This window comes from Geodermatophilus pulveris (assembly GCF_900188375.1).
Classification (GTDB): Bacteria; Actinomycetota; Actinomycetes; order Mycobacteriales; family Geodermatophilaceae; genus Geodermatophilus; species Geodermatophilus pulveris.
The window spans coordinates 364961-387725 of record NZ_FZOO01000004.1 but is presented as its reverse complement, the minus strand read 5'-3'; the positions used below and the strand labels follow the sequence as shown (position 1 = coordinate 387725).

General features: G+C 76.7%; 23 protein-coding genes. 8 read left to right on the top strand and 15 right to left on the bottom strand.

All coding sequences use genetic code 11. The features are described from left to right. The first annotated feature begins 170 nt into the window (after positions 1-170). Complete coding sequence (gene bldD / locus CHB98_RS11035) at positions 171-722, top strand: transcriptional regulator BldD (RefSeq protein ID WP_012949174.1); 552 nt, start codon at positions 171-173, stop codon at positions 720-722. Here the strand turns inward: bldD and CHB98_RS11030 are convergent. Continuing rightward, positions 685-3483: a helix-turn-helix transcriptional regulator gene (locus tag CHB98_RS11030; RefSeq protein WP_143425067.1), complete on the bottom strand. Its 2799-nt coding sequence runs from the start codon at positions 3481-3483 to the stop codon at positions 685-687. The two genes, bldD and CHB98_RS11030, sit on opposite strands and share 38 nt — an antisense overlap. Before the next feature lie 564 nt (positions 3484-4047). Here CHB98_RS11030 and CHB98_RS11025 point away from each other — a divergent pair. The 7 genes from CHB98_RS11025 (at position 4048) to CHB98_RS21125 (ending at position 9804) form a co-directional block, all read left to right on the top strand. Next, positions 4048-4293: a hypothetical protein gene (locus CHB98_RS11025; RefSeq protein WP_089305613.1), complete on the top strand. Its 246-nt coding sequence runs from the start codon at positions 4048-4050 to the stop codon at positions 4291-4293. A gap of 453 nt (positions 4294-4746) precedes the next feature. Beyond that, complete coding sequence (locus tag CHB98_RS11020) at positions 4747-4965, top strand: hypothetical protein (protein ID WP_089305612.1); 219 nt, start codon at positions 4747-4749, stop codon at positions 4963-4965. 137 nt (positions 4966-5102) lie between these two features. Beyond that, the gene (locus tag CHB98_RS21610) at positions 5103-7337 is read left to right on the top strand and encodes a hypothetical protein (protein WP_179224404.1); all 2235 of its coding nucleotides are present in this window, start codon (positions 5103-5105) and stop codon (positions 7335-7337) included. 212 nt (positions 7338-7549) lie between these two features. Further along, entirely contained in the window at positions 7550-7756 is a 207-nt protein-coding gene (locus CHB98_RS21130; protein WP_143425065.1) for a hypothetical protein, read from the top strand. Between the two features lie 331 nt (positions 7757-8087). Then, the gene (locus CHB98_RS11005) at positions 8088-8324 is read left to right on the top strand and encodes a hypothetical protein (protein WP_089305610.1); all 237 of its coding nucleotides are present in this window, start codon (positions 8088-8090) and stop codon (positions 8322-8324) included. Between the two features lie 182 nt (positions 8325-8506). Then, positions 8507-9301 carry a glutaminyl-peptide cyclotransferase gene (locus tag CHB98_RS11000; RefSeq protein WP_245821072.1) on the top strand — a complete coding sequence of 265 codons (795 nt, stop codon included), beginning with the start codon at positions 8507-8509 and terminating at the stop codon, positions 9299-9301. 269 nt (positions 9302-9570) lie between these two features. Next, positions 9571-9804: a hypothetical protein gene (locus tag CHB98_RS21125; protein WP_143425063.1), complete on the top strand. Its 234-nt coding sequence runs from the start codon at positions 9571-9573 to the stop codon at positions 9802-9804. Between the two features lie 27 nt (positions 9805-9831). Here CHB98_RS21125 and nusB read toward each other — a convergent pair whose 3' ends face one another. The 14 genes from nusB to CHB98_RS10925 all read right to left on the bottom strand — a co-directional run bounded on the left by nusB (position 9832) and on the right by CHB98_RS10925 (position 22592). Beyond that, positions 9832-10239: a transcription antitermination factor NusB gene (nusB, locus tag CHB98_RS10990; protein WP_089305608.1), complete on the bottom strand. Its 408-nt coding sequence runs from the start codon at positions 10237-10239 to the stop codon at positions 9832-9834. A gap of 24 nt (positions 10240-10263) precedes the next feature. After that, positions 10264-10824 (bottom strand): elongation factor P, encoded by a 561-nt coding sequence (gene efp / locus CHB98_RS10985; protein ID WP_089305607.1) that lies wholly within the window; start codon positions 10822-10824, stop codon positions 10264-10266. Further along, the gene (locus tag CHB98_RS10980) at positions 10825-11949 is read right to left on the bottom strand and encodes a M24 family metallopeptidase (protein WP_089305606.1); all 1125 of its coding nucleotides are present in this window, start codon (positions 11947-11949) and stop codon (positions 10825-10827) included. Then, positions 11946-12392: a type II 3-dehydroquinate dehydratase gene (gene aroQ, locus CHB98_RS10975; protein WP_089305728.1), complete on the bottom strand. Its 447-nt coding sequence runs from the start codon at positions 12390-12392 to the stop codon at positions 11946-11948. Before aroQ ends, CHB98_RS10980 begins: the two co-directional genes overlap by 4 nt. Continuing rightward, entirely contained in the window at positions 12389-13447 is a 1059-nt protein-coding gene (aroB, locus tag CHB98_RS10970) for a 3-dehydroquinate synthase (protein WP_245821071.1), read from the bottom strand. Before aroB ends, aroQ begins: the two co-directional genes overlap by 4 nt. Positions 13448-13452: 5 nt before the next feature. After that, positions 13453-14010, bottom strand: coding sequence for a shikimate kinase (locus tag CHB98_RS10965; protein ID WP_089305604.1), 558 nt, complete (start codon positions 14008-14010; stop codon positions 13453-13455). Continuing rightward, positions 14007-15185, bottom strand: coding sequence for a chorismate synthase (aroC, locus tag CHB98_RS10960; RefSeq protein ID WP_089305603.1), 1179 nt, complete (start codon positions 15183-15185; stop codon positions 14007-14009). Before aroC ends, CHB98_RS10965 begins: the two co-directional genes overlap by 4 nt. 36 nt (positions 15186-15221) lie before the next feature. Next, positions 15222-15890: a prepilin peptidase gene (locus CHB98_RS10955; protein WP_089305602.1), complete on the bottom strand. Its 669-nt coding sequence runs from the start codon at positions 15888-15890 to the stop codon at positions 15222-15224. Between the two features lie 5 nt (positions 15891-15895). Continuing rightward, positions 15896-16714: a shikimate dehydrogenase gene (locus tag CHB98_RS10950; protein ID WP_089305601.1), complete on the bottom strand. Its 819-nt coding sequence runs from the start codon at positions 16712-16714 to the stop codon at positions 15896-15898. A 22-nt stretch (positions 16715-16736) separates the two neighbouring features. After that, positions 16737-18374 (bottom strand): endolytic transglycosylase MltG, encoded by a 1638-nt coding sequence (gene mltG / locus CHB98_RS10945; protein WP_089305600.1) that lies wholly within the window; start codon positions 18372-18374, stop codon positions 16737-16739. A gap of 31 nt (positions 18375-18405) precedes the next feature. Further along, on the bottom strand, positions 18406-19074 hold the full coding sequence (gene ruvX / locus CHB98_RS10940; RefSeq protein WP_218822323.1) for a Holliday junction resolvase RuvX: 669 nt from the start codon (positions 19072-19074) through the stop codon (positions 18406-18408). Between the two features lie 5 nt (positions 19075-19079). Continuing rightward, the gene (alaS, locus tag CHB98_RS10935; protein WP_089305599.1) at positions 19080-21770 is read right to left on the bottom strand and encodes an alanine--tRNA ligase; all 2691 of its coding nucleotides are present in this window, start codon (positions 21768-21770) and stop codon (positions 19080-19082) included. A 64-nt stretch (positions 21771-21834) separates the two neighbouring features. Further along, on the bottom strand, positions 21835-22155 hold the full coding sequence (locus CHB98_RS10930) for a hypothetical protein (protein WP_245821070.1): 321 nt from the start codon (positions 22153-22155) through the stop codon (positions 21835-21837). Then, entirely contained in the window at positions 22155-22592 is a 438-nt protein-coding gene (locus CHB98_RS10925; protein WP_089305598.1) for a DUF948 domain-containing protein, read from the bottom strand. Before CHB98_RS10925 ends, CHB98_RS10930 begins: the two co-directional genes overlap by 1 nt. Positions 22593-22765: the final 173 nt, after the last annotated feature.

Below are 22765 nucleotides of genomic sequence, written 5' to 3'. Positions count from 1 at the left end.
ACCGCCGTCGACCGTACTGCACCCGCCGGTGTGACCCGCGCCGCGCCGGTGGGGCACCGGGCGGGGCCGCCGGGTGACCCGGAGGAGTGGCCCGGTGTCGCCGGACCCGCTCGACCAGTACGCTCCGTGACGACAACTCGCCCACGACGACGGACAGTGAGCAGGAAGCGATGAGCACCGACTACTCACGGGCCCTCGGTGCCCGGCTCCGCGCCATCCGCAACCAGCAGGGGCTCTCGCTCCAGGGAGTCGAGGACAAGTCCCACGGCCGCTGGAAGGCAGTGGTCGTGGGCTCCTACGAGCGCGGCGACCGCGCGGTGACCGTGCAGCGGCTCTCCGAGCTCGCCGTGTTCTACGGCGTCCCGGTATCCGAGCTGCTGCCCGACCCGCGGCCGAGCTCCGCGGTCACCTCGACGACGAAGATCGTGCTCAACCTGGAGTCGCTGGGCTCGCTGCCCGCCGACGAGGCCGGCCCGCTGGCCCGCTACGCCTCGACCATCCAGGCGCAGCGGCACGACTACAACGGCAAGGTGCTGTCCATCCGGGCCGAGGACCTCAAGTCGCTGGCGATCATCTACGACATGAGCCCCGACGAGCTGACCAGCCGGCTCATCGAGTGGGGGGTGCTCTCCCCCGGCATGGAGAGCGTCGTCGGCTTCGGTGGCGACGAGGACGAGGACGAGGTCAACCCGAACTGGGAGCGCCGCCGCGCCCCGCGGTGACCCCGTGACGTCCCCGCGTCCGGGCGTCGCCGCCCGTGCGGGGACGGTCGGGGACGCGCCGGGCGGCGGCCGGCAGCACCGCCCCGAGGTCCGCCCGGCTGCTGATCCCCAGCTTGGCGTAGGCGCTGGAGAGGTGGGACTCCACCGTCCGCACCGATACGACGAGCCGGTCGGCGATCGCCTGGTTGCGCATCCCCGCACCGGCCAGCCGGGCGACCTCCCGCTCCCGGGCCGTCAGCCCCGGCAGGGACAGGGCCTCCAGGGCCGGGGTCTGGGTCAGGCCGCACTCGTGGGCGAGGGTGGCGGCGCGCAGCCGGGCCGCCGCCGCCGCCCGGCGCTCCCCGCGCCGCTCGTAGGCGGAGGCGGCCTCGGTCGCGGCGTCGGCTGCGAACAGCAGCGCGCCGGTCTGCTCAAAGCGGGAACTGGCCCGGTCCAGGCCCTCGGCGGAGTCGGCCACCGCCGCCGTCGCGTGGGCGGCGAGATCCGCCACGAACGGTGCGTCCAGTCGTTCGGCCCGCCGGCACAGCCTGTCGACGACCCTCGGGCCCTGACCCAGTCGCAGGCCGCCGTGCAGCAGGACCGCCTCGACGGCCTCCTGGCCCTGACGGGCGGCGAGCGCCGCCGCCTCGAGCACCAGGGCACCGGCCTGGCTGCTCCGCCCCTCCGCGGAGGCCACCCACGCCTGCGCCATGCGCCGCAGGGGCTCGAACACCGCGATCGCCTCCGCACCGGCCGGCTGCGACCCGTCGACCAACGGACGGGCGGCGCCGACGTCCCCCACGAGGGCGCGCGCGGCCGCCAGGCCGGCCCGGCAGGTCGAGAGCATGCCGACCGGATCCCGCTCCTGCAGGGCTGGTAGCGCCTCGGCGAGCCACCGGCTGGCCACCCGCGGCCGCCCGCTGGCCAGCGCCGCCCACCCGCGGTGGACGCTGGAGATGGCGTCCCCGATCCACTCCGGCGCCGTCGCGAGGTTCTGCTGGTGCAGTTCGGCCGCCCGCTGCTGGAGCCGGCCGAACAGTCCGCTCAGACCGAGCGCGAGGATCTCCGCCTGTGCCAGCGCCATCCGTGCGTAGACACGCTCCGCCGGGTCCGGGTGGGACTCCAGCGCCAGCCGGCCCTCCTCGACCGTGGTCAGCGCCTGCCCGGTCCGGCCGGTGACCGCCAGGCCGGCTGCCACGGCGGCCGCCGCCAGTGGACGGGCGGGCCCGGCCGGCACCGACAGCACGGTCGTGCCCTGCCGCACCGCTCGGAGCGGGTACCCACCGAGGAAGGCCAGCATCGCCTCGGTCGCGTCGAGCAGGCCGCGGGCGCCGTCGTCCCGGACGGCGGCACGCGCCTCGAGGAGCACCGTCCTCGCCCGGCCGACGTCCCCGAGCCCGCAGAAGAGGGTCAGCGCCCGGGCCGCGGCGAGCCGCGCCCGGTCGTCGTCGGAGCCCGCCGGTGGTGCCGCGGCCGCCAGCTGCTCGGCGAGCGCCGGCTGGCCCTGCCACCGGACGGCCTCGACCAGGGCGGCGTGGGCCGGGAACCCGCCGCCCTCGGCGACGGCGGCCCGGGCCAGGCGTTCGGCCAGCGGGAGGTCCAGCCGGACGACCGCACGGCGGGCCGCGGCGGTCAGGAGGGCGACACCGCCGGCGGTGGTGCCGCTGTCGACCAGGGCGGCGGCGCGGTCCAGCAGGTGCTCGTCGGCCCCTGCGGCGACCGCTGCGCCGACCCCTCCGGCGACCTGGTCCTGCGCCAGGCGACGGCGGATCCGCTGCCGCATGGCCTCCGGGACGAGGCTCCGGACCACCTCGGCGTACAGCGGGTGGGCGACCCGGACCTCGCCGGACCCGCTGACGTCGTCGTCGATCACCCGCCGCCGTTCCAGGGCGGTGACGGCGTCCGGACTGCTGAGCTCCAGCACCTGTTCGACGCTGCACGTGCCGACCGTTCCGACGACCTGCAGGGCCCGCCACTCGTCGGCGTCCAGGTCGCCCAGGTGGGCCAGGACGATCTCGCAGAGGCGCTGGGAGGGGACCACCTCGCCGGCCCACTGCCACAGCTCTCCCACCTGCCGCAGGCGGCCGGTGCGCAGGCCGTCCTCCACGAGTTCGTGCAGGTACAGCGGGTTGCCGCCGCTCAGTCGCCAGAGGCGCTCGACGGTCCGCATCTGCACCTCGCCGTCCACGCGGTGGCCGATCAGCCGCTCGGCGTCCTCGCGCCCGAGTGCCGCCACCTCGACGCGGGTGGCCAGGCCGTCCTTCCACAGGCTGGCCGAGGGGTCCTGGACCGCGTTGCCGGTGCGCACGGTCAGGACCAGACCCACCGCCCCGCCGGCGGCGAGCTGGTGCAGCAGGGTGATCGACAGCGGGTCGAGCAGATGGACGTCGTCGATGCCCAGGACGCGCCGGGGCCCGGCGCGGTCGCCGACGACGGCCCGGGTCGCCTGCTGCAGCAGCGACAGGGTGTCCGCCCCGGTGTCGATGGCGGGGAAGAGGTGGGCGAGGGCACCGAGCGGCACCTGGGCGGCCGCCCTGGTCCCCGCGGCCCAGCGGGTGGGACGCCCGTCGGCCCCCGCGAGGGACAGCGCCTCCCGGGCGAGCCGGGTGCGGCCGGCACCCGCCGGTCCCGCGAACACCAGGTTGCCCGGGGGGTCGGCGTGCAGCGCGCCCGCGACGACCCGGCAGGCGGCATCCCGACCGAGCAGGGGCGTGCGCTCCCCGGCCGGCACCGCCTCGCTGCAGGGGACGACCGGCTCCCCCGCCGACGTCCGCGTCCTCATCCCGGCCACTGCAGCGCGCGGACCTGTGCAGGAACGATCATGACCGCCGGCTCCCCCCGGGCCCATGTTCGCAACGGCCCTGTCGCGCAGCGTAGTGACACTTTCGCCACGGAGCCGTCTGGTGACAGGGAGTCTCCCGCTGCACGGGAACCGGAGCGACCCGCATGGCCCCGTCATCACGCCAAGTCATCGTGTGTTCACTCCGACGCAACGTCACGGGAAACCGGCACGACCGGACACGGGGTTGCCCCTCCGCGGCAGGACCGCACCCCCGACGCGGGGCGGGCGCGTCCGACGTCCGCCCTGCGACCGGGGGCGCTCCGTGGTCGGGCACCAGCGGTCCGTGACCCGACGCGGTCGCGTTCCGTGTGCACGCACCGGCACTTCGGTGGTGCTCACCGATGCCCCGACGGCGGACCGCTCGACAGGATCGACCCGGCCGGCGCCGACGTGGTGACCGGCGGCCATCCGGGCCGGGGCCGGACCCAGCGCGCCTGCGGGCCGCCTGGGCGAGGGACTCGGCCCGCCTGGCACGCAGACGTCCAGCACGCACCAGGAGGAACCATGTTCGAGGACCAGACCGTCGACCTGCTGCCCGCCCGGACCACCCTGCAGGCCGGAGCCGGCGGGGCCGGCGGCAACGGCGGCCGCGGCGGGGACGCCCTCGCCATCTCCGCCGCGGTGATCCTCGTCGGAGGTGACGTGACCGGCAGCACCCTGACGGCGACGTCCGCCGACGCCGTCGCGACCGGTGGCGACGGCGGGGCCGGCGGCGCCGGTGGCGCCGGTGGCGCCGACACCGACGACTGACCGCCGAGCTGCGCCGGCCGGCACGGTGGCGGTGACACGCTGCGCGTGCCGGCCCTCCACCAGCGGTGACGGGGAGGGGCGACCGGCCACCGGTCGCCCCTCCTCCCGTCTCCGGGGCACGTCACCGCGGCGGACACCTCGGCCCGCGGGTGTCCCGCGGCTCCCCGCCTCCGTGGTCCGGCCCCCTGCTGTCCGTACCGCCGGCCCGATGGTTCCGTGTCCACGCACCGTGATCTCGGTGATGCACGGCGTTGCCCCGACGCGGGGGCGCTCGTCAGGATCGGTCCGGCCAGCACCGGGATGGTGACGACGTCGACGAGGTGGTCCGCCCTCGGGCGGGTGGGGGACGGATCCGGCTCGCGGTGGCCCTCGGGCCTCCTCGTGACGGCTCGGTCCCCTGACACCAGGACCTCGTCCCGCCGGCCGTCTCGCCGAGGACACCCAGGAGGAACCATGTTCGAAGACCAGACCGTCGAGCTGCTGCCCGCCCGGACCACCCTGCAGGCCGGCTGGGGCGGTGACGGCGGCCGGGGCGGTGACGCGCTCGCCGCCTCGACCGCGGTCGTCATCATCTACGGAGACGTGATCGACAGCGAGATCACGGTGATCTCCGGTGACGCGACGGCGACCGGCGGCGACGGCGGCGCCGGTGGCAACGGCGGCGACGACTGACCGCTGGGCGTCGACAGCGGCACCGTGTCGATGACCGCGTGCCGCTGGGCCGGTGAGGAGGGGCGACCGGGCACCGGTCGCCCCTCCTTCCGTCAGACCCGGGGTCCTCGGACCCGGGCAGAGCCGAGGTGAGCTGCATGACGACCCTGACCGGCGACGGGCAGAGCTCGCCCACGGCCGTCGTGGGAGACCCCGGGCGCCGACTCGCCGAGGGCACGGAGCTGCTCGGGGAGTACCAGGACTCCGGGTACCTGACGCCCAAGTTCCTGGTGCGGCGGGCCGACGGCCAGGTCATGCAGCTGCCGCTGCTCCTGTACCGGGTGGCGGGCCTCCTCGACGGTCGCGACGCCGGGCGCATAGCCACGGACCTGAGCGCCGAACTGGGCCAGGACCTGACCGCCGACCAGGTGGCGTACCTGGTCGAGGAGCGGCTCCGGCCGGCCGGCCTGCTCGCCCCCGACCCCACCGCCGCCGGCGGGCCCGCCACGGTGACGGCTCCGACCCGGTCGGACCCCCTGCTGGCACTCCGGTACCGGAAGGGCGTGTTCCCGCCGGAGGTGACCTGGCGGATCGCCGGTGTCTTCCGCCTGTTCTTCACGCGTCCGGCGTGGGTGACCGCACTGACCACCTTCGTGGTCCTGGACGCGCTCGTCCTGCTGCAGGGCGACCTCGTGGGCCGGATCACGGCGGGGGCGGCGACGCTGGTCCACCGCCCGGAGCTGACCCTCCTCCTGCTCGTGCTCCTGGTCCTCTCGATGGCCTTCCACGAGGTGGGCCACGTCACGGCGTGCCGCTACGGCGGAGCCCGTCCCGGCGACATGGGGGTCGGGCTGTACCTCGTCTGGCCGGCCCTCTACAGCACGGTGACCGACACCTACCGCCTGGACCGGGTCGGACGCCTGCGCACGGACCTCGCCGGCGTCTACTTCAACGCCGTCTTCATGGCCGTCCTGACCGGCCTGTACCTCGGCACGGACGCGACCTGGCTGCTCCCGGCCATCCTGCTCATGCACGTCCAGGCCGCCCAGCAGTTCCTGCCGAGCATCCGGTTCGACGGCTACTACATGCTGGCCGACCTGGCCGGCGTGCCCGAGTTGTTCCACTACGTGGGTCCGGTGCTGAGGAGCCTGGTCCCGGGCCGGCCGGCACACCCGAGGGTGCAGGAGCTGCGACCCCGGCCACGGCGCTTGATCGTGCTCTGGGTCGCCGTGACCATCCCCGTGCTGCTGGCCTACCTGGTCACCTTCCTCCTCGTGCTGCCCCGGGTCCTGCCGCTGGTGTGGGCCGTGCTGCTGGAGTACCTCGACCGGATGCAGGCCGCGACCCGGGCCGGCGACATCACGACCCTCGCGCTGAGCGTCTTCCAGCTCTTCCTCGTGCTGCTGCCGTGGGTGGGCGCCGTGCTGGTGGTCGCCATGCTCCTGGGCGCGCTGCGCCGCTCCGGCGTCGCGCGGGGATGGGCGTGGGTCGCCTCCCCTCGCTGGACCGCCGTCCGGCGGCACGCCGCCCTCGCGGGGGTCGCCGCGCTCGCCGGTGCACTCCTCTGGCGGGTGGCGCACGTGGCGGGGGCGGCTCCCGGCGGCGCCGCGACCGGAGGGCGGGCCGCCACCGCGGTGGCGGCCTGCGCCGTGCTGGTCGCCGCTCTGCTGGCGTCGGCGGTGCTGCTGCGGTGGCGGCTCCCGGCGGTCGTCCTGCCGCTCGCCGCGGTCACGGCGATGGGGCCGGCCGTGTCCGTCCTGGCCGCCCCCTCCCCCGTTCTCGCCGGCACGGTGGCGACGGCTGTGGGGGCGACGCTCCTGGTCACGGCCCACCGGCGACGCGTCACCCCGGGTCGGCGCGGGCCCAAGGTCCTGCTCGGCGCGGGGGTCGGGACCATCGCCGCCGGGATGGCGACGGCGCCGCTGCTCGCGCCGCCGCTGGCGGCCGGTGGCGCGCTGCTGGCCGTCGGGACGGCGTGGCTCGGCCGGGTCCCGGGGCGCGAGTGGGTCCTGTCGACCGTCGGCGTGCTCGGGGTGGCCGCGCTGGGCGCCCTCGCGACGCCCACCCTGCTCCAGACGATCCCGGGTGTGCTGGCCCTGGTGGGCCACCAGGTCCTGCTGCTGGTCGCGGGGCTGACCGTGCTGGCCGGGTCCGCGGTGAGAGGACTCCGGTGGCCGGCCGCCGCCCTCGCCGTCCTCCTGCTGGTGTCCGTCGTCCCCGCCCTCGGCGCCCCGGCTGCCCTCCCCCTCGTGCTGTCCTCGACCGTGGTGCTCGGCGCGCTGGTCGTCCAGTCGCTGACGCGCCACCCGGTGGAGGACCGGCCGCACCCGCTGCTGCGGGCCGCGCTCGTCGTCCCGGTCCTCGTCGTCGTGGTGGTCGGGGCCCTGCTGTGACGCCGGCGGCCCGGCGGCCCGTCGGGCTCCGCGCCCGGGCCCTCGTCCCGGTGCTGCTCGTCACGGCCTGCTCGGCCCCGGCCGGCGCGGGCGGTCCGGACAGCACCCGCGCCGCGGCGGGCGCGGCGAGCGCGGCGGGGTCCGCTGGTGCGGCCGGCTCCCCGGGTGCCGGCGCGGTCAGCACGGCCTCCTGCTCGGGGACCGCGTGCTCGGTGACCCTCGCGGGCACCGGGTCGAGTGTCGCGGTCCCCGGTGGCGTGCTCACGCTCGACGCCGTCCGCGACGGCCGTGCGGCCATCCGCGTCGACGGGCGGGACGTCACCTGCAGGGAGGGGCAGCGCGCGTCGGCCGGCCCCGTTCCGCTGACCTGCACGGCCGTCACGGGCGACGCCGTCACCCTGACCGTCCCGATCGGCTGACGCGGTCGGCCGGTGCGTCCCCGCCCGCGTCGCGCCGGCCGCGTGACGGCACCGGGCCGGTGTCCCCCGGGGTCCGCGGCCGGTCGACTGCGTGTCCGTGGTGGGGGCTCCGTGGTCCGTCCACGGACCCTGCGTGGGCACGCACCGTCACCTCGGTGGTGCTCACCGATGCTCCGACGGCGGACCGCTCGACAGGATCGACCCGGCCGGCGCCGACGTGGTGACCGGCGGCCATCCGGGCCGGGGCCGGACCCAGCGCGCCTGCGGGCCGCCTGGGCGAGGGACTCGGCCCGCCTGGCACGCAGACGTCCAGCACGCACCAGGAGGAACCATGTTCGAGGACCAGACCGTCGACCTGCTGCCCGCCCGGACCACCCTGCAGGCCGGAGCCGGCGGGGCCGGCGGCAACGGCGGCCGCGGCGGGGACGCCCTCGCCATCTCCGCCGCGGTCATCTTCGTCCAGGGCAACGTGACCGACAGCGACCTGTCGGCGGTGTCCGGTGTCGCCACGGCGACCGGTGGCGTCGGCGGCGACGGCGGCGACGGTGGCGACGGCGGCGACGACTGACCGCTGACCCCGGCCGGCGGTACGCCCCGATGACGTCGTGCACTGACCCCGCACCGATGTCGGCGTGCCGCCGTACCGGTGAGGGGGGGCGACCGGCCACTGGTCGCCCCTCCTCCGCCTGCCCGGTCCTGCGCGCCGCCCGCCGGGGTCGCCGCCGGACGGCCGGCGCCGTCCTCGCCGTCGTGGTGGTGACCGGCTGCTCGTCAGGGGACGGCGCGGGGGTCCCCGGCGGGAGCGCGCCGCCGCAGCCCGGGGACGCCGTCACCAGCGAGTGGGCCGGGTCGGTCCCGGTCCTGCGCCCGGAGGTCGTGGCCGAGGTGCCCCACGACCCCTCGGCCTACACCCAGGGGCTGGATCTGCACGAGGGCACCCTCTACGAGGGCACCGGGCTCGAGGGCAGGTCCCAGTTGCGCGTGCTCGACCCCGCGACGGGCGCGGTGCTGCGCGCCGAGCCCCTGCCCGGGCAGCTGTTCGGCGAGGGCATCGCCGTCGCCGGTGACCGCATCTGGCAGCTCACCTGGCAGGACGGCGTGGCGCTGGAGTGGGACCGCACCACCCTCACCCTCCGCGGGCAGGTGCCGCTCGACGGGGAGGGCTGGGGGCTGTGCCACGACGGCACCCGCCTGGTGCGCAGTGACGGGACCGACCGGCTGCGCTTCCACGACCCGGTCACCTTCGCCGAGACCGGGTCCGTCGCGGTCGTGATCGACGGCGAGCCGGTGACCCGGCTCAACGAGCTCGAGTGCGTCGGGGGGCAGGTCTGGGCCAACGTGTGGCCCTCCGACGCCCTCGTCCGCATCGACCCGGCCGGCGGGCAGGTGACCGCCGCCGTCGACGCGACCGGGCTGCTCGACCCGGCGCGGCGGGCCAACGCCGACGCGGTGCTCAACGGCATCGCGGCGCTGGGCGGCGACGAGTACCTGCTCACGGGGAAGCTGTGGCCCGTCTCGTTCCGCGTCCGTCTCGTGCAGGAGTGACCGGTGGCCGGCCGTGGCCACCCCCGTCCGTCTGGAGGTGCCCCGTGGGAGACCTGTTCCGCGTGCCGTCCCGGGTCCCCCGGAGGCGCACCGTGCCCGTGCCCGTCGGCGCCCTCGTGCCGACCCTCCTGCTCGCGCTGTCGGCGGCGTGCTCCCGGTCGTTCCCCCGCAGGGGCGCGTCGGGGGCCCGCAGGAGCGGGGTCTCGTCCGGCTCGGTCCGTGCGTCCGCAGCCGGTGCGTCCGTGTCCGTGTCCGGTTCCCTGAGCTTGGTGTCCTGTTCCGGGGACGCCTTCTCGGTGACGCTGGGCGGCAGCGACTCACGGGCGTACGTCCTCGGCACGACGTTCGGCATCGCGGCCGTCGACGGCGACCGGGTGACCCTCCGCGTCGACGGCCGGGAGGTCCGCTGCGAGCTGGGCCGTGGTGTCCCGGTCGGGAGGCTGCGCGTCACCTGCAGGGTCGCCGCGGGCGACACGGTGACGTTCACCGTCGAGCGGGGCTGAGCCCACCGCGTCGGCGGGTCCCGCTGCTCAGCCGGTCGGCACCTCGGCGTCCAGCACGGCGCCCAGCACGCCGTTGACGTAGGCCGGCGAGTCGTCGGTGGACAGGCTCCGGGCCAGCTCGACGGCCTCGTCGATGACCACCGGGTCGGGCACGTCGTCGACCCACAGCAGCTCGAAGACCGCCATCCGCAGGATGGCCCGGTCCACGTCCGGCAGCCGTCCCAGCGACCAGCCGCGGGCGTGCCGGTCGATCAGCTCGTCGATGCGGGCGGCGTGCCCGGACACCCCCTCGACCAGCCGGACGGCGTGGTCGGGGATGGGCGGGGAGGCCTGCGCCACCCGCTCGCGGAGCAGCTCCAGCGGGTCGCTGCCGCGGACGTCGGCCTCGTAGAGGACGTCGACGGCGCGCTTGCGCGCCTTGGACCGTGCGGCCACGGGCGCTCTCCCCGACCCGCCCGGTCAGTTGGCGCGGCCGAGGTACCGGCCGTCGCGGGTGTCGACCTTGAGCCGGTCGCCGGTGTTGACGAACAGCGGGACCTGGATCTGCGCGCCGGTCTCCAGGGTCGCGGGCTTGGTGCCGCCGGTGGAGCGGTCGCCCTGCAGGCCGGGGTCGGTGTGCTCGACCACCAGCTCCAGGGTCACCGGGAGCTCCACGTACAGCGGGACGCCCTCGTGCACCGCGACGACGGCCTCGGTGTTCTCCAGCAGGTAGTTCGCGCCGTCGCCCACGGTCTCGGCCGGTACCGGGATCTGGTCGAAGGTGTCGCCGTCCATGAAGACGAAGTCGGTGCCGTCCTTGTACAGGTAGGTCATGTTCCGCTTGTCGACGGTGGCCGTCTCGACCTTGGTGCCGGCGTTGAAGGTCTTGTCGACCACCTTGCCCGAGAGCACGTTCTTCAGCGTGGTGCGGACGAACGCGCCGCCCTTGCCCGGCTTGACGTGCTGGAACTCGGTGACGGTCCACAGCTGGCCGTCGAGGTTGAGGACCAGGCCGTTCTTGAGGTCGTTGGTGGTAGCCATCTAGAGGACCAGCAGTTCCTTGCTCGTGAGGGTCAACAACTCGGGCTCGTCGTCCGTGACGACCAGCGTGTCCTCGATCCGGACACCGCCGTGGCCGGGCAGGTAGACGCCGGGCTCCACGGTGACGGCCATGCCGGCGGTCAGCCTACCCGCGCCCTGCTGGCCGATGCCCGGCGCCTCGTGGATCTGCAGCCCCACGCCGTGGCCCAGGCCGTGCGTGAAGTGCTCGGCGTGGCCGGCCTGCGCGATGACGTCGCGGGCCGCCGCATCGACGGCGACCACGTCGGCGCCGACCGCCAGCGCCGCCCGGCCCGCGGCCTGCGCCGCCGCGACCAGCTCGTACACCTCGCGCTGCCAGTCGGCCGGCTCCCCACCCGCCCCGCCCAGCAGGACCGTGCGGGTCATGTCGGAGTGGTAGCCGTCGACGGTCGCGCCGAAGTCGAGCTTGAGCAGGTCGCCGGCGCGCAGCTCGGTGGCGTCGGGCCGGTGGTGCGGGATGGCGGAGTTGGCTCCGGTGGCCACGATCGTCTCGAACGACGGGGCCTCGGCACCCATCGTCAGCATCCGGGCGTCCAGCTCGCGGCCGACCTGCAGCTCGGTGCGCCCGGGCCGCAGCGCGCCCTCGGCGGCCAGCTCGGCCAGTGCGGCGTCGGCGACCGCGCAGGCCCGGCGCAGCGCGTCCACCTCGTCGTCGTCCTTGACCGCGCGCAGCGCCTCCACCGCGCACCGCACACTGACCAGCCCGGGCACCGTGCCGCCGGCGGCGGCGTCCTCGAGCACCGACTGCAGCGCGTGCAGCCCGTCGACGGTGACGTGGTGGCTCTCGAAGCCGATCCGCCCGGCTCCCCCACGCACCGCCGCGCGGGCCAGCGCGGCGACGGTGCCGCGGTCGACCAGCAGCTCCACGTCGGGCACCTGCACGCCGGCCTGGGTGGTGTAGCGGCCGTCCGTGCCGAACAGGTCCGGGTGGGCGGGGGACGGATCGGTGCGGAGCAGCAGCGCCCCGTTGGAGCCGGTGAACCCGGTCAGGTAGCGCACGTTGAGCAGCTCGGTGACCAGGACCGCGTCCAGCCCGCGCCCGGCCGCCGTCGCCCGGAGCCGCTCCCGCCGGTCCGCGTACCTCACCGTGCCCCCCGGTCCGCTCCGCGGTCGGCCAGCCAGCGCAGCGCCAGCACGTAGCCCTGCACGCCGAGCCCGGCGATGACGCCGTCGGCGACCGCCGAGACGTACGAGTGGTGCCGGAACACCTCGCGCCGGTGGATGTTGCTGATGTGCACCTCGACCAGCGGGGCGGTGAGCATCGCCAGCGCGTCGCGCAGCACCACCGAGGTGTGCGACCAGCCGGCCGGGTTGATGACCACCGGGTCGCCGGCGTCGGCCGCGGCGTGCACCCAGCGCAGCAGCTCGCCCTCGTCGTCGGTCTGCCGGACCCGCACCTGCAGGCCCAGCTCGCCGGCCGCGGCGGTGACCAGGTCGACCAGCTCCGCGTACGTCGTCGTCCCGTACTTCTCCGGCTCCCGCGTGCCCAGCCGGCCGAGGTTGGCGCCGTTCAGCACCTGGATGGTCATGCCGCCTCCGAGACCGCGGCCCACGCCGCGTCGAGCCAGGCCGGGTCGGGGTCGCTGAGGATGGTCGGGTTGCCGATGCCGTCGAGGACGACGAACCGCAGCGCCGCGCCGCGGGCCTTCTTGTCCCGCCGCATGACCTCCTGGATGCGGTCCCAGGCGCCGGCGTAGCGGGTGGGCAGGCCCATGGCGGCGATCAGCCGGTGGTGGCGCTCGACCTCCCCGCGGCTGAGCAACCCGGCCTGCCCGGCCAGCTCGGCGGCGAACACCAGCCCGACGGCGACCGCCTCGCCGTGCCGCCAGCCGAAGTCCTCCACCCGCTCGACGGCGTGGCCCAGCGTGTGCCCGTAGTTGAGGAACTCCCGCACGCCGGTGTCGTGCAGGTCCGCCGCCACGGCGGCGGCCTTGACCTGCACCGCGCGCTCGATGAGGTCGGCGGGGTCGCGCCGGCCGGTGGGGTCGAGCTCGAGGGCGTCCAGGACGGCGCCGTCGGCGATGAAGCCGCACTTGACCACCTCGGCCAGCCCGGAGCGGTACTCCGCCTCCGGGAGGCCGGCCAGGACGTCGGTGTCGGCGAGCACGGCCACCGGCGGGTGGAAGGCGCCGACCAGGTTCTTGCCGGCGCCGGTGTTGATGCCGGTCTTGCCGCCGACCGCGGCGTCCACCATGCCGAGCAGGCTGGTCGGCACCTGCACGACCCGCACACCGCGGTTCCAGGTCGCGGCGACGAAGCCGGCGAGGTCGGTCACGGCACCGCCGCCGACCCCGACGACCGCGTCGGAGCGGGTCAGCCCCAGCCGGCCGAGCTCCTCCCAGAGGCCGGCGGCGACCTCGGCGGTCTTGGCCGCCTCCCCGTCGGGGACGACCAGCGCCTCGGCGGCCACCCCGGCGGTCTGCAGCGTCTCCACCACCGCGCCGGCCTGCCCGGCCAGCGGCGCGGCGTGCACGACGGCGGCGCGGGCGGCGCCGTCGAGGACGCCGGTGGTCAGCGCGCCGAGCTCGTACCGGGCGCCGGGCCCGATGACGACGTCGTAGGGGTGCGCGCCCGGGACGGTCACCCGCCTCACGGCGCGGCCTGCACGGGCACGGCCGCGGCCACCTCGTCGACGACCTCGCCGGGCGCGCGGCCGCCGGTGGGCACCGTCAGCGTGGCGACCTCGGCGTAGAGCGGGGCCCGGGCGGCGAGCAGCACGCGCAGGGTGGCCCGCGGGTTCAGGCCGAGCACCGGGCGGCTGCGCCCCAGCCCGACCCGCTCGGCGGCCGAGGCGAGGTCCACGTCGAGCCACACCACGGTGCCGCCCGCGCGGGTGTAGGCGGCCAGCCGCTCCCGGGTCGTGGCGCTGAGCACCGCGCCGCCGCCCAGGGCCAGGACGCCGTCGTGCTCGGCGAGCGCCACCGCCACGGCCTGCTCCTCCAGCGCCCGGAAGTGCGCCTCGCCGAGGTCGACGAACAGGTCGGCCACCCGCTGCCCGGTGGCGGCCTCGACGTCGGAGTCGGTGTCGCGGAAGACCAGCCCGAGCCGGGCGGCCAGGGCCGTGCCGACGGTGGTCTTGCCCGACGACGGCGGCCCGACGAGGACCAGCAGCGGCCGGGGCGCGGCGACCGGCGGGCCGGCGCTCACCGGACCCTCAGCGCGTCGAGGTAGCCGCGGGCGTTGCGGCGGGTCTCGGCGACCGAGTCCCCGCCGAACTTCTCCAGCGCGGCGTCGGCCAGCACCAGCGCCACCATCGCCTCCATCACCACGCTGCCGCGCGGCACCGCGCAGGCGTCGCTGCGCTGGTTGATCGCCACCGCGGCCTCGCCGGTGGCCACGTCGACGGTGGCCAGCGCCCGGGGCACGGTGGAGATCGGCTTCATCGCGGCGCGCACCCGCAGCACCTCGCCGGTGGTCATGCCGCCCTCGATGCCGCCGGCCCGGTCGGTGACCCGGCGCAGCCGGCCCTGGTCAGCGACGATCTCGTCGTGGGCGACCGAGCCGCGGCGCCGCGCGGTCGCCAGCCCGTCGCCGACCTCCACGGCCTTGACCGACTGCACGCCCATGAGCGCGGCGGCCAGCCGGGAGTCCAGCCGGCGGTCCCAGTGCACGTGGCTGCCCAGGCCCGGCGGCAGGCCGTGCACGACCACCTCGACCACGCCGCCGAGGGTGTCGCCGTTCTTCCGGGCGTCGTCGACCTCGGCGACCATGGCCTCGCTGGTGGCCGGGTCGGCGCAGCGGACCGGGTCCTCGTCGATCCGCGGGTTGTCCCCCGGGCCCGGCAGCACGCCGTCGGGGACGGTGACCGGGCCGATGCCGACGACGTGGCTGAGCACCTCGACGTCCAGCGCCTGGCGGAGGAAGGCCCGGGCGACCGCGCCGAGGGCCACGCGCGCGGCGGTCTCGCGGGCGCTGGCCCGCTCCAGCACCGGCCGGGCGTCGTCGAAGCCGTACTTCTGCATGCCGGCGAGGTCGGCGTGGCCGGGCCGCGGGCGGGTCAGCGGGGCGTTGCGCGCCTGGCCGGCCAGCACCTCGGGGTCGACCGGGTCGGCGGACATGACCGTCTGCCACCTGGGCCACTCCGTGTTGCCGACCTGGACGGCGACCGGCCCGCCCATGGTGACCCCGTGCCGGATCCCCCCGGTCAGCGAGACGGCGTCCTGCTCGAAGGACATCCGGGCGCCGCGGCCGTGGCCGAGGCGGCGGCGGGCGAGGTCGACGTCGAGGTCGGCCGTCCGGACCCGGACGCCGGCCGGGAGGCCCTCGAGGATGGCGGTGAGCTGCTGGCCGTGCGACTCACCGGCGGTCAGCCAGCGCAACATGGCCGTCAGTGTGCCAGCCGGCGGACCGGCTCCCCCTCAGGGCAGCGGGCCGGCCACGGCCAGGGCGAGCGCGGCGCCCACCAGCAGCGGCGGGCCGAACGGCAGCGCGGTGCGCCAGCCGGCCCGCCCGGTGGCGATCAGCGCCAGCGAGGCCAGCGCGCCGGTCAGCAGGCCGAGGAACACCCCGGCCAGCAGCGCCCCCCAGCCGACCCAGCCGAGCACCAGGCCGAGCAGGCCCACCAGCTTCACGTCGCCGAAGCCGAGCCCGCGGGGGGACAGCACCGCGGCGAGGGCGGCCACGGCGAACGCGGCGGCGCCGGCGAGCGCGGCGCGCAGCAGCGCCGGCCAGGTGCCCAGCGCCGCGGCGTCCACCAGCAGGGCAGCGGCCACCGCCGCGGACGCCGGGAGGGTCACCCGGTCGGGCAACCGGTGGGCGGCGAGGTCCACCGCGCCCAGCACCACGCCGGCCGCGCCCGCCCAGGCCAGCGCGACGGTGCCCGGCCGCAGGCCGCCGACCAGCAGCGCGCCGGCGAGCGCGGCGGCGACCAGCGCGGTGGTGAGCACGGTGCGCCGCGGGCCGGGCCGGGCCGCGTCGTCCCGGCGGGCCAGCCGCACCGACACCCGCGCCAGCCACGGGCCGAGCACCAGCGCGCCGGCGACGGCGAGGGCGGCGACCGCGCCGGGCGGGAGGTCCGCCGGGGGCACGCCGGTCAGCGGACGCCGGCGGCGGCGTCGAGCGCGCCGCGCATGGCCCCCAGCGGGGCCGGGTGCCCGGTCATCAGCTCCACCTGGGCGGTGGCCTGCCAGAACAGCACCTCCAGGCCTCCCACGACGGTGCCGCCGGCCGCCGTGACGGCGGTGGCCAGCGGCGTCGGCCACGGGTCGTACAGCACGTCGAGCACCGTCTGGCCGGCGGTCCAGGGCAGCCGCGCGGCGGCCTCCTGCCCCCCGACGGGCACGGTGCTCACCACGACCTCGGCGTCGACGACGGCCCGGTCGACGGCGGTACTGGTCAGCGACACCACAGACGTGGGGACGCCGAGGGTGGCCAGCACCCGCAGCAGGTCCCCGGCGCGGGCCGGCTCGCGGACGACGACGTCGACCGACCGCGCGCCCAGCGAGGCCAGCGCCACCGCCGCGGCCGCCGCCGTCCCCCCGGCGCCGATGATCGCGCCGCGGGTGACACCGGTGACCCCGGCCTGCTGCAGGGCCGTGCCGACGCCGAGGACGTCGGTGTTCTCCGCCCGCCAGCCGGCGCCGGTGCGCACCAGCGTGTTGGCCGCGTGCAGCAGCCGCGGCAGCGGGGTGACCTCGTCGGCGACGTCCACCGCGGCCTGCTTGCAGGGCATGGTCACCGAGAAGCCGCGCCACTCGTCGCCGAGGCCGGCCAGCAGCACCGGCAGGTCCGCAGGGCCGACGTCGAGGGCGTCGTAGGTCCAGTCGGTGAGGTCCAGGGCCGCGTAGGCGGCCCGGTGCAGCAGCGGGGACAGCGAGTGCCCCACCGGCCGGCCGAGGACGGCCGCCCTCACCCCTCCGCCCTCCGGCCGGTCCTCACCCGCCGGGCTGCTCGCGCAGCCACTGCTGGAACAGCAGCACGTTCTGCTGGTGCTCCTCCGCGGTCCGCGCGAAGCGGGTCTCGCCGGTGTCGGGGTCGACGACGACGAAGAACCGCCAGTCCCCCTCGGCCGGGTCGAGCACCGCCGTGACGGCCTGCTCGCCGGGGTTGGCGATCGGGCCCGGCGGCAGCCCGGGGTAGAGGTAGGTGTTGTACGGCGAGGGGTTGGCGCGGTCCTCGGGCGTGGTGGTGATGCCGGACTTGCCGTTGGCGTAGTTCACCGTGGTGTCCAGCTGCAGCGCCATGCCGTCGGCCAGCCGGTTCTCCAGCACGCGGGCCACCCTGGCCATGTCCTCGGGCGAGGCGGCCTCGGCCTGCACGATGCTGGCCTTGGTGAGCACGGTGGCCCGGTCGGCCTCGGGCACCTGCAGGGCGTCCAGCGCCTGGTCGGCGCGGGCCACCATGGCGCCGAGCACGTCGGCGGGGGTGTCGCCGGGCTCGATCTCGTAGGTCGCCGGGAACAGCAGGCCCTCGAGCAGGCCGCCCGCGTAGGCCGGCAGCCCGATGGCGGCGGGGTCGGCGGCCGCCGCCTGCAGGTCGGCCAGGGGCGTGCCGGTCTCCTCGGCGAGGAGCTGCAGCGTGGCGGCCACGGTGAGCCCCTCGCGCACGGTGACCCGGGTGACCTGCCGGGCGGCGGGGTCCAGCAGCAGGTCGAGGGCGGCCTCGCCGCTCATCTGCGAGCGCAGGGCGTAGACCCCCGGCTGGATGCCGGTTGCGGCCGGCTCGGTCTCGGCGGCGTCGACGAACGGGCCGGCGGAGGCGATGACGTCCTCGGCGACCAGGGTGCGCGCGATGTCGCTGAGCGTGTCACCGGAGTTCACCCGCACCTCGACGGCGCCGCTCCCCTGGCCGGTGTGGTCCGGGCTGGCCGGGTTGACCAGGCCGATCAGGGCGCGGCCGCCGAGGACGATGCCGCCGATGAGCCCGGCGAGGACCAGCAGGGAGAGGACGACGGCCAGCGGGCTGCGCCGCCGGCGCGGCCGCACGGAGCCGCCGCCGGGCGGCCCGCCGCGGCCACCACCGAGGTCGTCGTGCGGGTCGTCGTGGAGGTCGTGCCCGGGCCGGCGTCCGCGGCCGGTGTCGGCGGGCCCGGCGGCGCCGAGCACCTCCAGGCCGCCGGTGGCGTCCTCGTCGTCCCAGCCGTGCGGGTCGTCGGCGTGCGGGTCCGTGCCGTGCGGGTCGGTGCCGTGCGGCTCGGGGCCGGCCGGGGCCGGGACGGCGGGGACGTCGCCGACGCCCACCGTGGCGTCGTCCCAGCGCGGGTCGTCGTGCTCGTCCTCCCGGCGGGCCAGCCGCGACCACGGCCCGGAGGGGCGCGGCGGCAGGTCCGGGAGCGGCTCGGAGGGGTGCGGCGGCCGCTGGCGGCGCGGGTCCGCGACGTCGGCGAGCGGGCCGGGCATCGGCCCGGTGCCGGCGGGGTCCACCCGGCGGCGGCGCGCCGAGGGACCGGGCCTCCGGCCGTCCTCCCCGGGCGGCCGGCTGGGCATCGACGCCAGCCAGGCGGCGGCAGGCACACCGGAGGGGTCCGGTGCGGTGTGCCGACCCCGCCGGCCGGGCGGGGTCGGGCCGCTCACGCCGTCTCCTCGCCGACGCCCGGAGGCCTGGTCACGTGCGCTCCCGCTGCGCGTCCAGGTAGGCCTGCAGGATGACGACCGCCGCGGCCTGGTCGATCACCCCACGCTGCTGTCGGCTGTCCAGGCCGTTGGCCCGGAGGGAGCTGGCTGCGCTCACGGTGGAGAGCCTCTCGTCGACGAGGTGGACGGGGACCGGGCCGATGCGCCCGGCGAGCGCCCGAGAGTAGGCACGGGCCTCCTTGGCCGAGGCGCCCGACGCACCCGAGAGGTGCCTCGGCTCCCCCACGATCACCTCTGTCACCTCGTGTTCGGCCACGAGGGCGGCGATGCGGTCCAGGTCGGACTCGTCGCGGGCCCGCTGCACCGTCTCCAGCGGGCTGGCCAGGGCGCCGGTGGGGTCGGACAGGGCCACGCCGACGCGCACGCTGCCCACGTCGATGCCCAGCCGGCGGCCGGCCCGGGACCGCCGCGGCGGGATGGGCAGGCCGCCGGCCAGCCCGCCGGACAGGTCGATGGCGGCCGTCTCGTGCCGCACGGGCGGGGGCAGCGCGCCGCGCAGGTCGATCTGCTCGGTCGCGTGGTGCACCGGCTCGCGTGCCGGCTGGGGCCGGCGCTGCGGGCGCGCCGGCGGGACGGCGGGCCGCCCCTGCATCGGGCGCTCGCCGGCCGGTCCGGTCTGGTCGGGGTGCTGGTCGGGCACTCCGCTCACCTCCCTGCGGCGGTCGCGACCGCCTGTTCGCCGGCCGCCAGGGCCGCTGGGATGCCCGCGGGGTCGGTACCGCCCCCCTGGGCCACGTCTGGCCTGCCCCCGCCGCGGCCGCCGACCGGCGCCGCCGCCGCCCGCAGCACGTCGCTGGCGGACAGCCCGCGCTGCTGGGCGACCGGGTTGAGCGCCGCCACGAGGGCCACCTTGCCGCCCGACTCCGACGCGAGCAAGACCACGGCCGGACGCTCCTCGGGCAGCCGCCCGCGGACGTCCAGGGCCAGTGTGCGCAGGTCCCCGCCGCCCAGCCCGCCCGGCGCGCCGGTGACCAGGGCGACCCCGCCGACGTCGCGGGCGCCGGCGGCGAGCTGGCCGGCCGCGGCCACGGCCTGCTGGGCGCGCAGCTCGGCCAGCTCCTTGTCGACGTCGCGCAGCCGGGCGAGCATGCCGCTGACCCGCTCCAGCACGTCGTCCGCCGGCGTCCGGAGCAGCTCGCCGAGCTGGCGGACCAGGTCGCGCTCGCGGGCCAGGTAGCGGAAGCCCTCCAGGCCGACGACGGCCTCCACCCGGCGCGAGCCGGAGCCGACCGAGGACTCCCCGGTCAGGGCCAGCGTGCCGATCTGGGCGCTGCCGGCCACGTGCGTGCCGCCGCACAGCTCCCGGGACCACGGCCCGCCGATCTCCACGACCCGGACCTGCTCGCCGTAGGTCTCCCCGAACAACGCCAGCGCGCCGGCCGCCTGCGCCTCGGGCAGCGTCATGTAGCTCGCCCGCACGCGGTGGTCGGCGCGGACGGCGGCGTTGGCGACGTCCTCGACGTCGTGCCGCTGCTGGGGGGTGAGCGCGCCCTGCCAGGCGAAGTCCAGCCGCAGGTAGCCGGGCCGGTTGTAGGACCCGGACTGCAGCGCCTGCGGGCCGAGCACCTGGCGCAGCGCGGCGTGCACCACGTGGGTGCCCGAGTGCGCCTGGCAGGCCGACAGCCGCCACTCCCGGTCGACCTCGGCGACGAGCTCCGCGCCCTCGGTCAGCTCGCCCTCGAGCACCCGCACCTGGTGGGCGACCAGGCCCCGCAGCGGGCGCTGCACGTCGAGCACCTCGGCTCGGCCGCCGTCCCACGCGAGGGAGCCGGCGTCGGCGACCTGGCCGCCGGACTCGGCGTAGAACGGCGTGCGGTCCAGCACCACCCGGGTGACCTCGCCGGGGCCCACGGGGGCCGGCGCGCCGTCGTCGGCGGCCAGCTCGGAGACCAGGCCGAGGACGCGGGAGTCGGTGCGCAGCGTCTCGTAGGCCCGCCAGTCGGTGGGGCCGTGGTCGGCGAGCAGCCGCCGGTAGGCCAGGACGTCGACCGAGCCGGTCTTCTTCGCGCGCGCGTCGGCGCGGGCCCGGTCGCGCTGCTGCTGCATGAGCGCGCGGAAGCCGGCCTCGTCGACGGTCACCCCCTGCTCGGCGGCCATCTCCAGGGTCACGTCGATCGGGAAGCCGTAGGTGTCGTGCAGGGAGAAGGCCTGCTCGCCGGACAGCGCCGGCGTCCCGGCGGCCTTGGCCACCCGGACGGCGGTGTCGAACAGTGCCGTCCCGGAGGTCAGCGTGCGGCGGAAGGCCTCCTCCTCGGCGTAGGCCACCGCGGAGATGCGGGCGAAGTCGGTCTCCAGCTCCGGGTAGCTGGCGCGCATCGCGTCCTTGGACACGGGCAGCAGCTCCGGCAGCGTGGCCTCCTCGACGCCGAGCAGCCGCATCGAGCGGACGGCGCGGCGCAGCAGCCGGCGCAGGATGTAGCCGCGGCCCTCGTTGCCCGGCGTCACGCCGTCGCCGACCAGCATCAGCCCGCTGCGCACGTGGTCGGCGACCACCCGCAGCCGGACGTCGGTCTCGTGGTCGCGGCCGTAGGTGACGCCGGCGAGCTCCGCGGCGCGGCGCAGCACCGGCGCGACCTCGTCGATCTCGTACAGGTTGTCCACGCCCTGCAGCAGGTAGGCCACCCGCTCCAGGCCCAGCCCGGTGTCGATGTTCTTCTCGGGCAGCTCCCCGACGACCCGGAACTCCTCCTTGCTCCGGACGTCGGCCAGCTCGTACTGCATGAAGACGAGGTTCCAGATCTCCAGGAACCGGTCGCCGGCCGTGTCGACCAGCGGGCCGCCGTCCGGGCCGAACTCCGGGCCGCGGTCGACGTAGATCTCGCTGCACGGGCCGCCCGGGCCGGGCTGGCCGGTGTGCCAGTAGTTGTCCTTCTTGCCCAGCCGCTGGATCCGCTCGACCGGCAGCCCCGCGATCCGGTGCCAGGCCTCGGCGGCCTCGTCGTCGTCGAGGTAGACGGTGACCCAGATCCGGTCGGGGTCGAAGCCGAGCCCGCCGGCGTCCACGGAGCCGGTGACCAGCTCCCAGGCGTGCCGGATCGCCCCCTCCTTGAAGTAGTCGCCGAAGGAGAAGTTGCCGTTCATCTGGAAGAACGTGCCGTGGCGGGTGGTCTTGCCCACCTCCTCGATGTCGAGGGTGCGCACGCACTTCTGCACGCTGACCGCCCGCGGGTAGGGCGCCGGTTCCCGGCCGGTCAGGTACGGGATGAACGGCACCATGCCGGCCACGGTGAACAGCAGGGACGGGTCCGGGGAGACCAGCGAGGCACTCGGGACGACGGTGTGCCCGCGGGCGGCGAAGTGCTCCAGGAAGCGGCGGCGGATCTCGGCGGTCTGCATGTCCTACTCGGCTCCGGTGTGGCTCGGGTGTGGCTCGACTGTGCTGCGCCGACCCCCGCGGGGCTCAGCCGCTGGCGCTGTGCCGCCCGGGCACCCGGCCCTGCCCGGGCAGCGGGACGGTCCCGATCTCGGGCAGCCGGGCGGCGCCGGCCTCGGGCAGCGGGGCGTCCAGGCCGGTCCCGGCCCGCAGCTCCACCTCCCGCTCGGCCATCGCCGCGCGCACGTCGGCGCCGAAGTCGCCGATGGCGTCGGCCAGGTCGCGCAGGCCCTCGGCGATCGAGCCGCCGATGCCCGCGGGGGTCATCCGCTCGGCGGCGGCGGTCAGCTTGCGGACGACGAGGGCGCCGATGGTGATGCCCATGGCCAGCCAGAACAGCCGGCGCATCAGGCGGCCCGCCGGGCGTCCCGACGAGCGCTGCGGCGGGCTCGTCGGTCCTGCCGGTCACGGGCGGCGGCGTCGGCGATCGCCTGGCCCTCGCGCTTCTTGCGGGCCGCGCTGCGGACGCCGTAGCTGAACGCGGCCACCTTGATCAGCGGGCTGCCGAGCGTGGCCGCGACGACGCTGGTCAGCGCGGCGACGTTGCTGGAGACGTTGGCGGCGTTGCCGGTGATGTCGTCGACCCGCTCCAGGTTGCTGTTGACGTGGGCGACCGTCGTGGACGCCTGGCTCAGGATCGGCCCGCTCTGCTCCCGCGCCTGGCGGATGGTGAGGGTCGCCTCGTCGAGCGTGCGGCCCAGCTTGAGGATCGGGACGGCGACCAGCGCCACGAGCAGCACCAGCGCCAGCGCTGCGATCAGTCCGGCCCACTCTCCTGCGGACACCCGGTCCTCCTGGTTCCTCGGCTGTGTCTCGTCCGGCGGCCCGCGCCGGGTGAGGCGGCGCGGCCGCCGCCCGGCGTGCGTGCGCGCTCCGCCGGTCGTCGCCCGGCGGGGCGTCGGCCCGGCGTGGTCACAGTAGTCGGGGCCCTCCGCGGCCGTCCGTGCCCCGCCGGGGC

What these genes read in the sequence shown, in the direction of transcription:
- bldD (WP_012949174.1), top strand. Translation starts at nt 171, where the DNA reads ATGAGCACCGACTACTCACGGGCCCTCGGTGCCCGGCTCCGCGCCATC.
- CHB98_RS11030 (WP_143425067.1), bottom strand. Translation starts at nt 3,483, where the DNA reads ATGAGGACGCGGACGTCGGCGGGGGAGCCGGTCGTCCCCTGCAGCGAG.
- CHB98_RS11025 (WP_089305613.1), top strand. Translation starts at nt 4,048, where the DNA reads ATGTTCGAGGACCAGACCGTCGACCTGCTGCCCGCCCGGACCACCCTG.
- CHB98_RS11020 (WP_089305612.1), top strand. Translation starts at nt 4,747, where the DNA reads ATGTTCGAAGACCAGACCGTCGAGCTGCTGCCCGCCCGGACCACCCTG.
- CHB98_RS21610 (WP_179224404.1), top strand. Translation starts at nt 5,103, where the DNA reads ATGACGACCCTGACCGGCGACGGGCAGAGCTCGCCCACGGCCGTCGTG.
- CHB98_RS11005 (WP_089305610.1), top strand. Translation starts at nt 8,088, where the DNA reads ATGTTCGAGGACCAGACCGTCGACCTGCTGCCCGCCCGGACCACCCTG.
- efp (WP_089305607.1), bottom strand. Translation starts at nt 10,824, where the DNA reads ATGGCTACCACCAACGACCTCAAGAACGGCCTGGTCCTCAACCTCGAC.
- aroQ (WP_089305728.1), bottom strand. Translation starts at nt 12,392, where the DNA reads ATGACCATCCAGGTGCTGAACGGCGCCAACCTCGGCCGGCTGGGCACG.
- aroC (WP_089305603.1), bottom strand. Translation starts at nt 15,185, where the DNA reads ATGTTGCGCTGGCTGACCGCCGGTGAGTCGCACGGCCAGCAGCTCACC.
- alaS (WP_089305599.1), bottom strand. Translation starts at nt 21,770, where the DNA reads ATGCAGACCGCCGAGATCCGCCGCCGCTTCCTGGAGCACTTCGCCGCC.
- CHB98_RS10930 (WP_245821070.1), bottom strand. Translation starts at nt 22,155, where the DNA reads ATGCGCCGGCTGTTCTGGCTGGCCATGGGCATCACCATCGGCGCCCTC.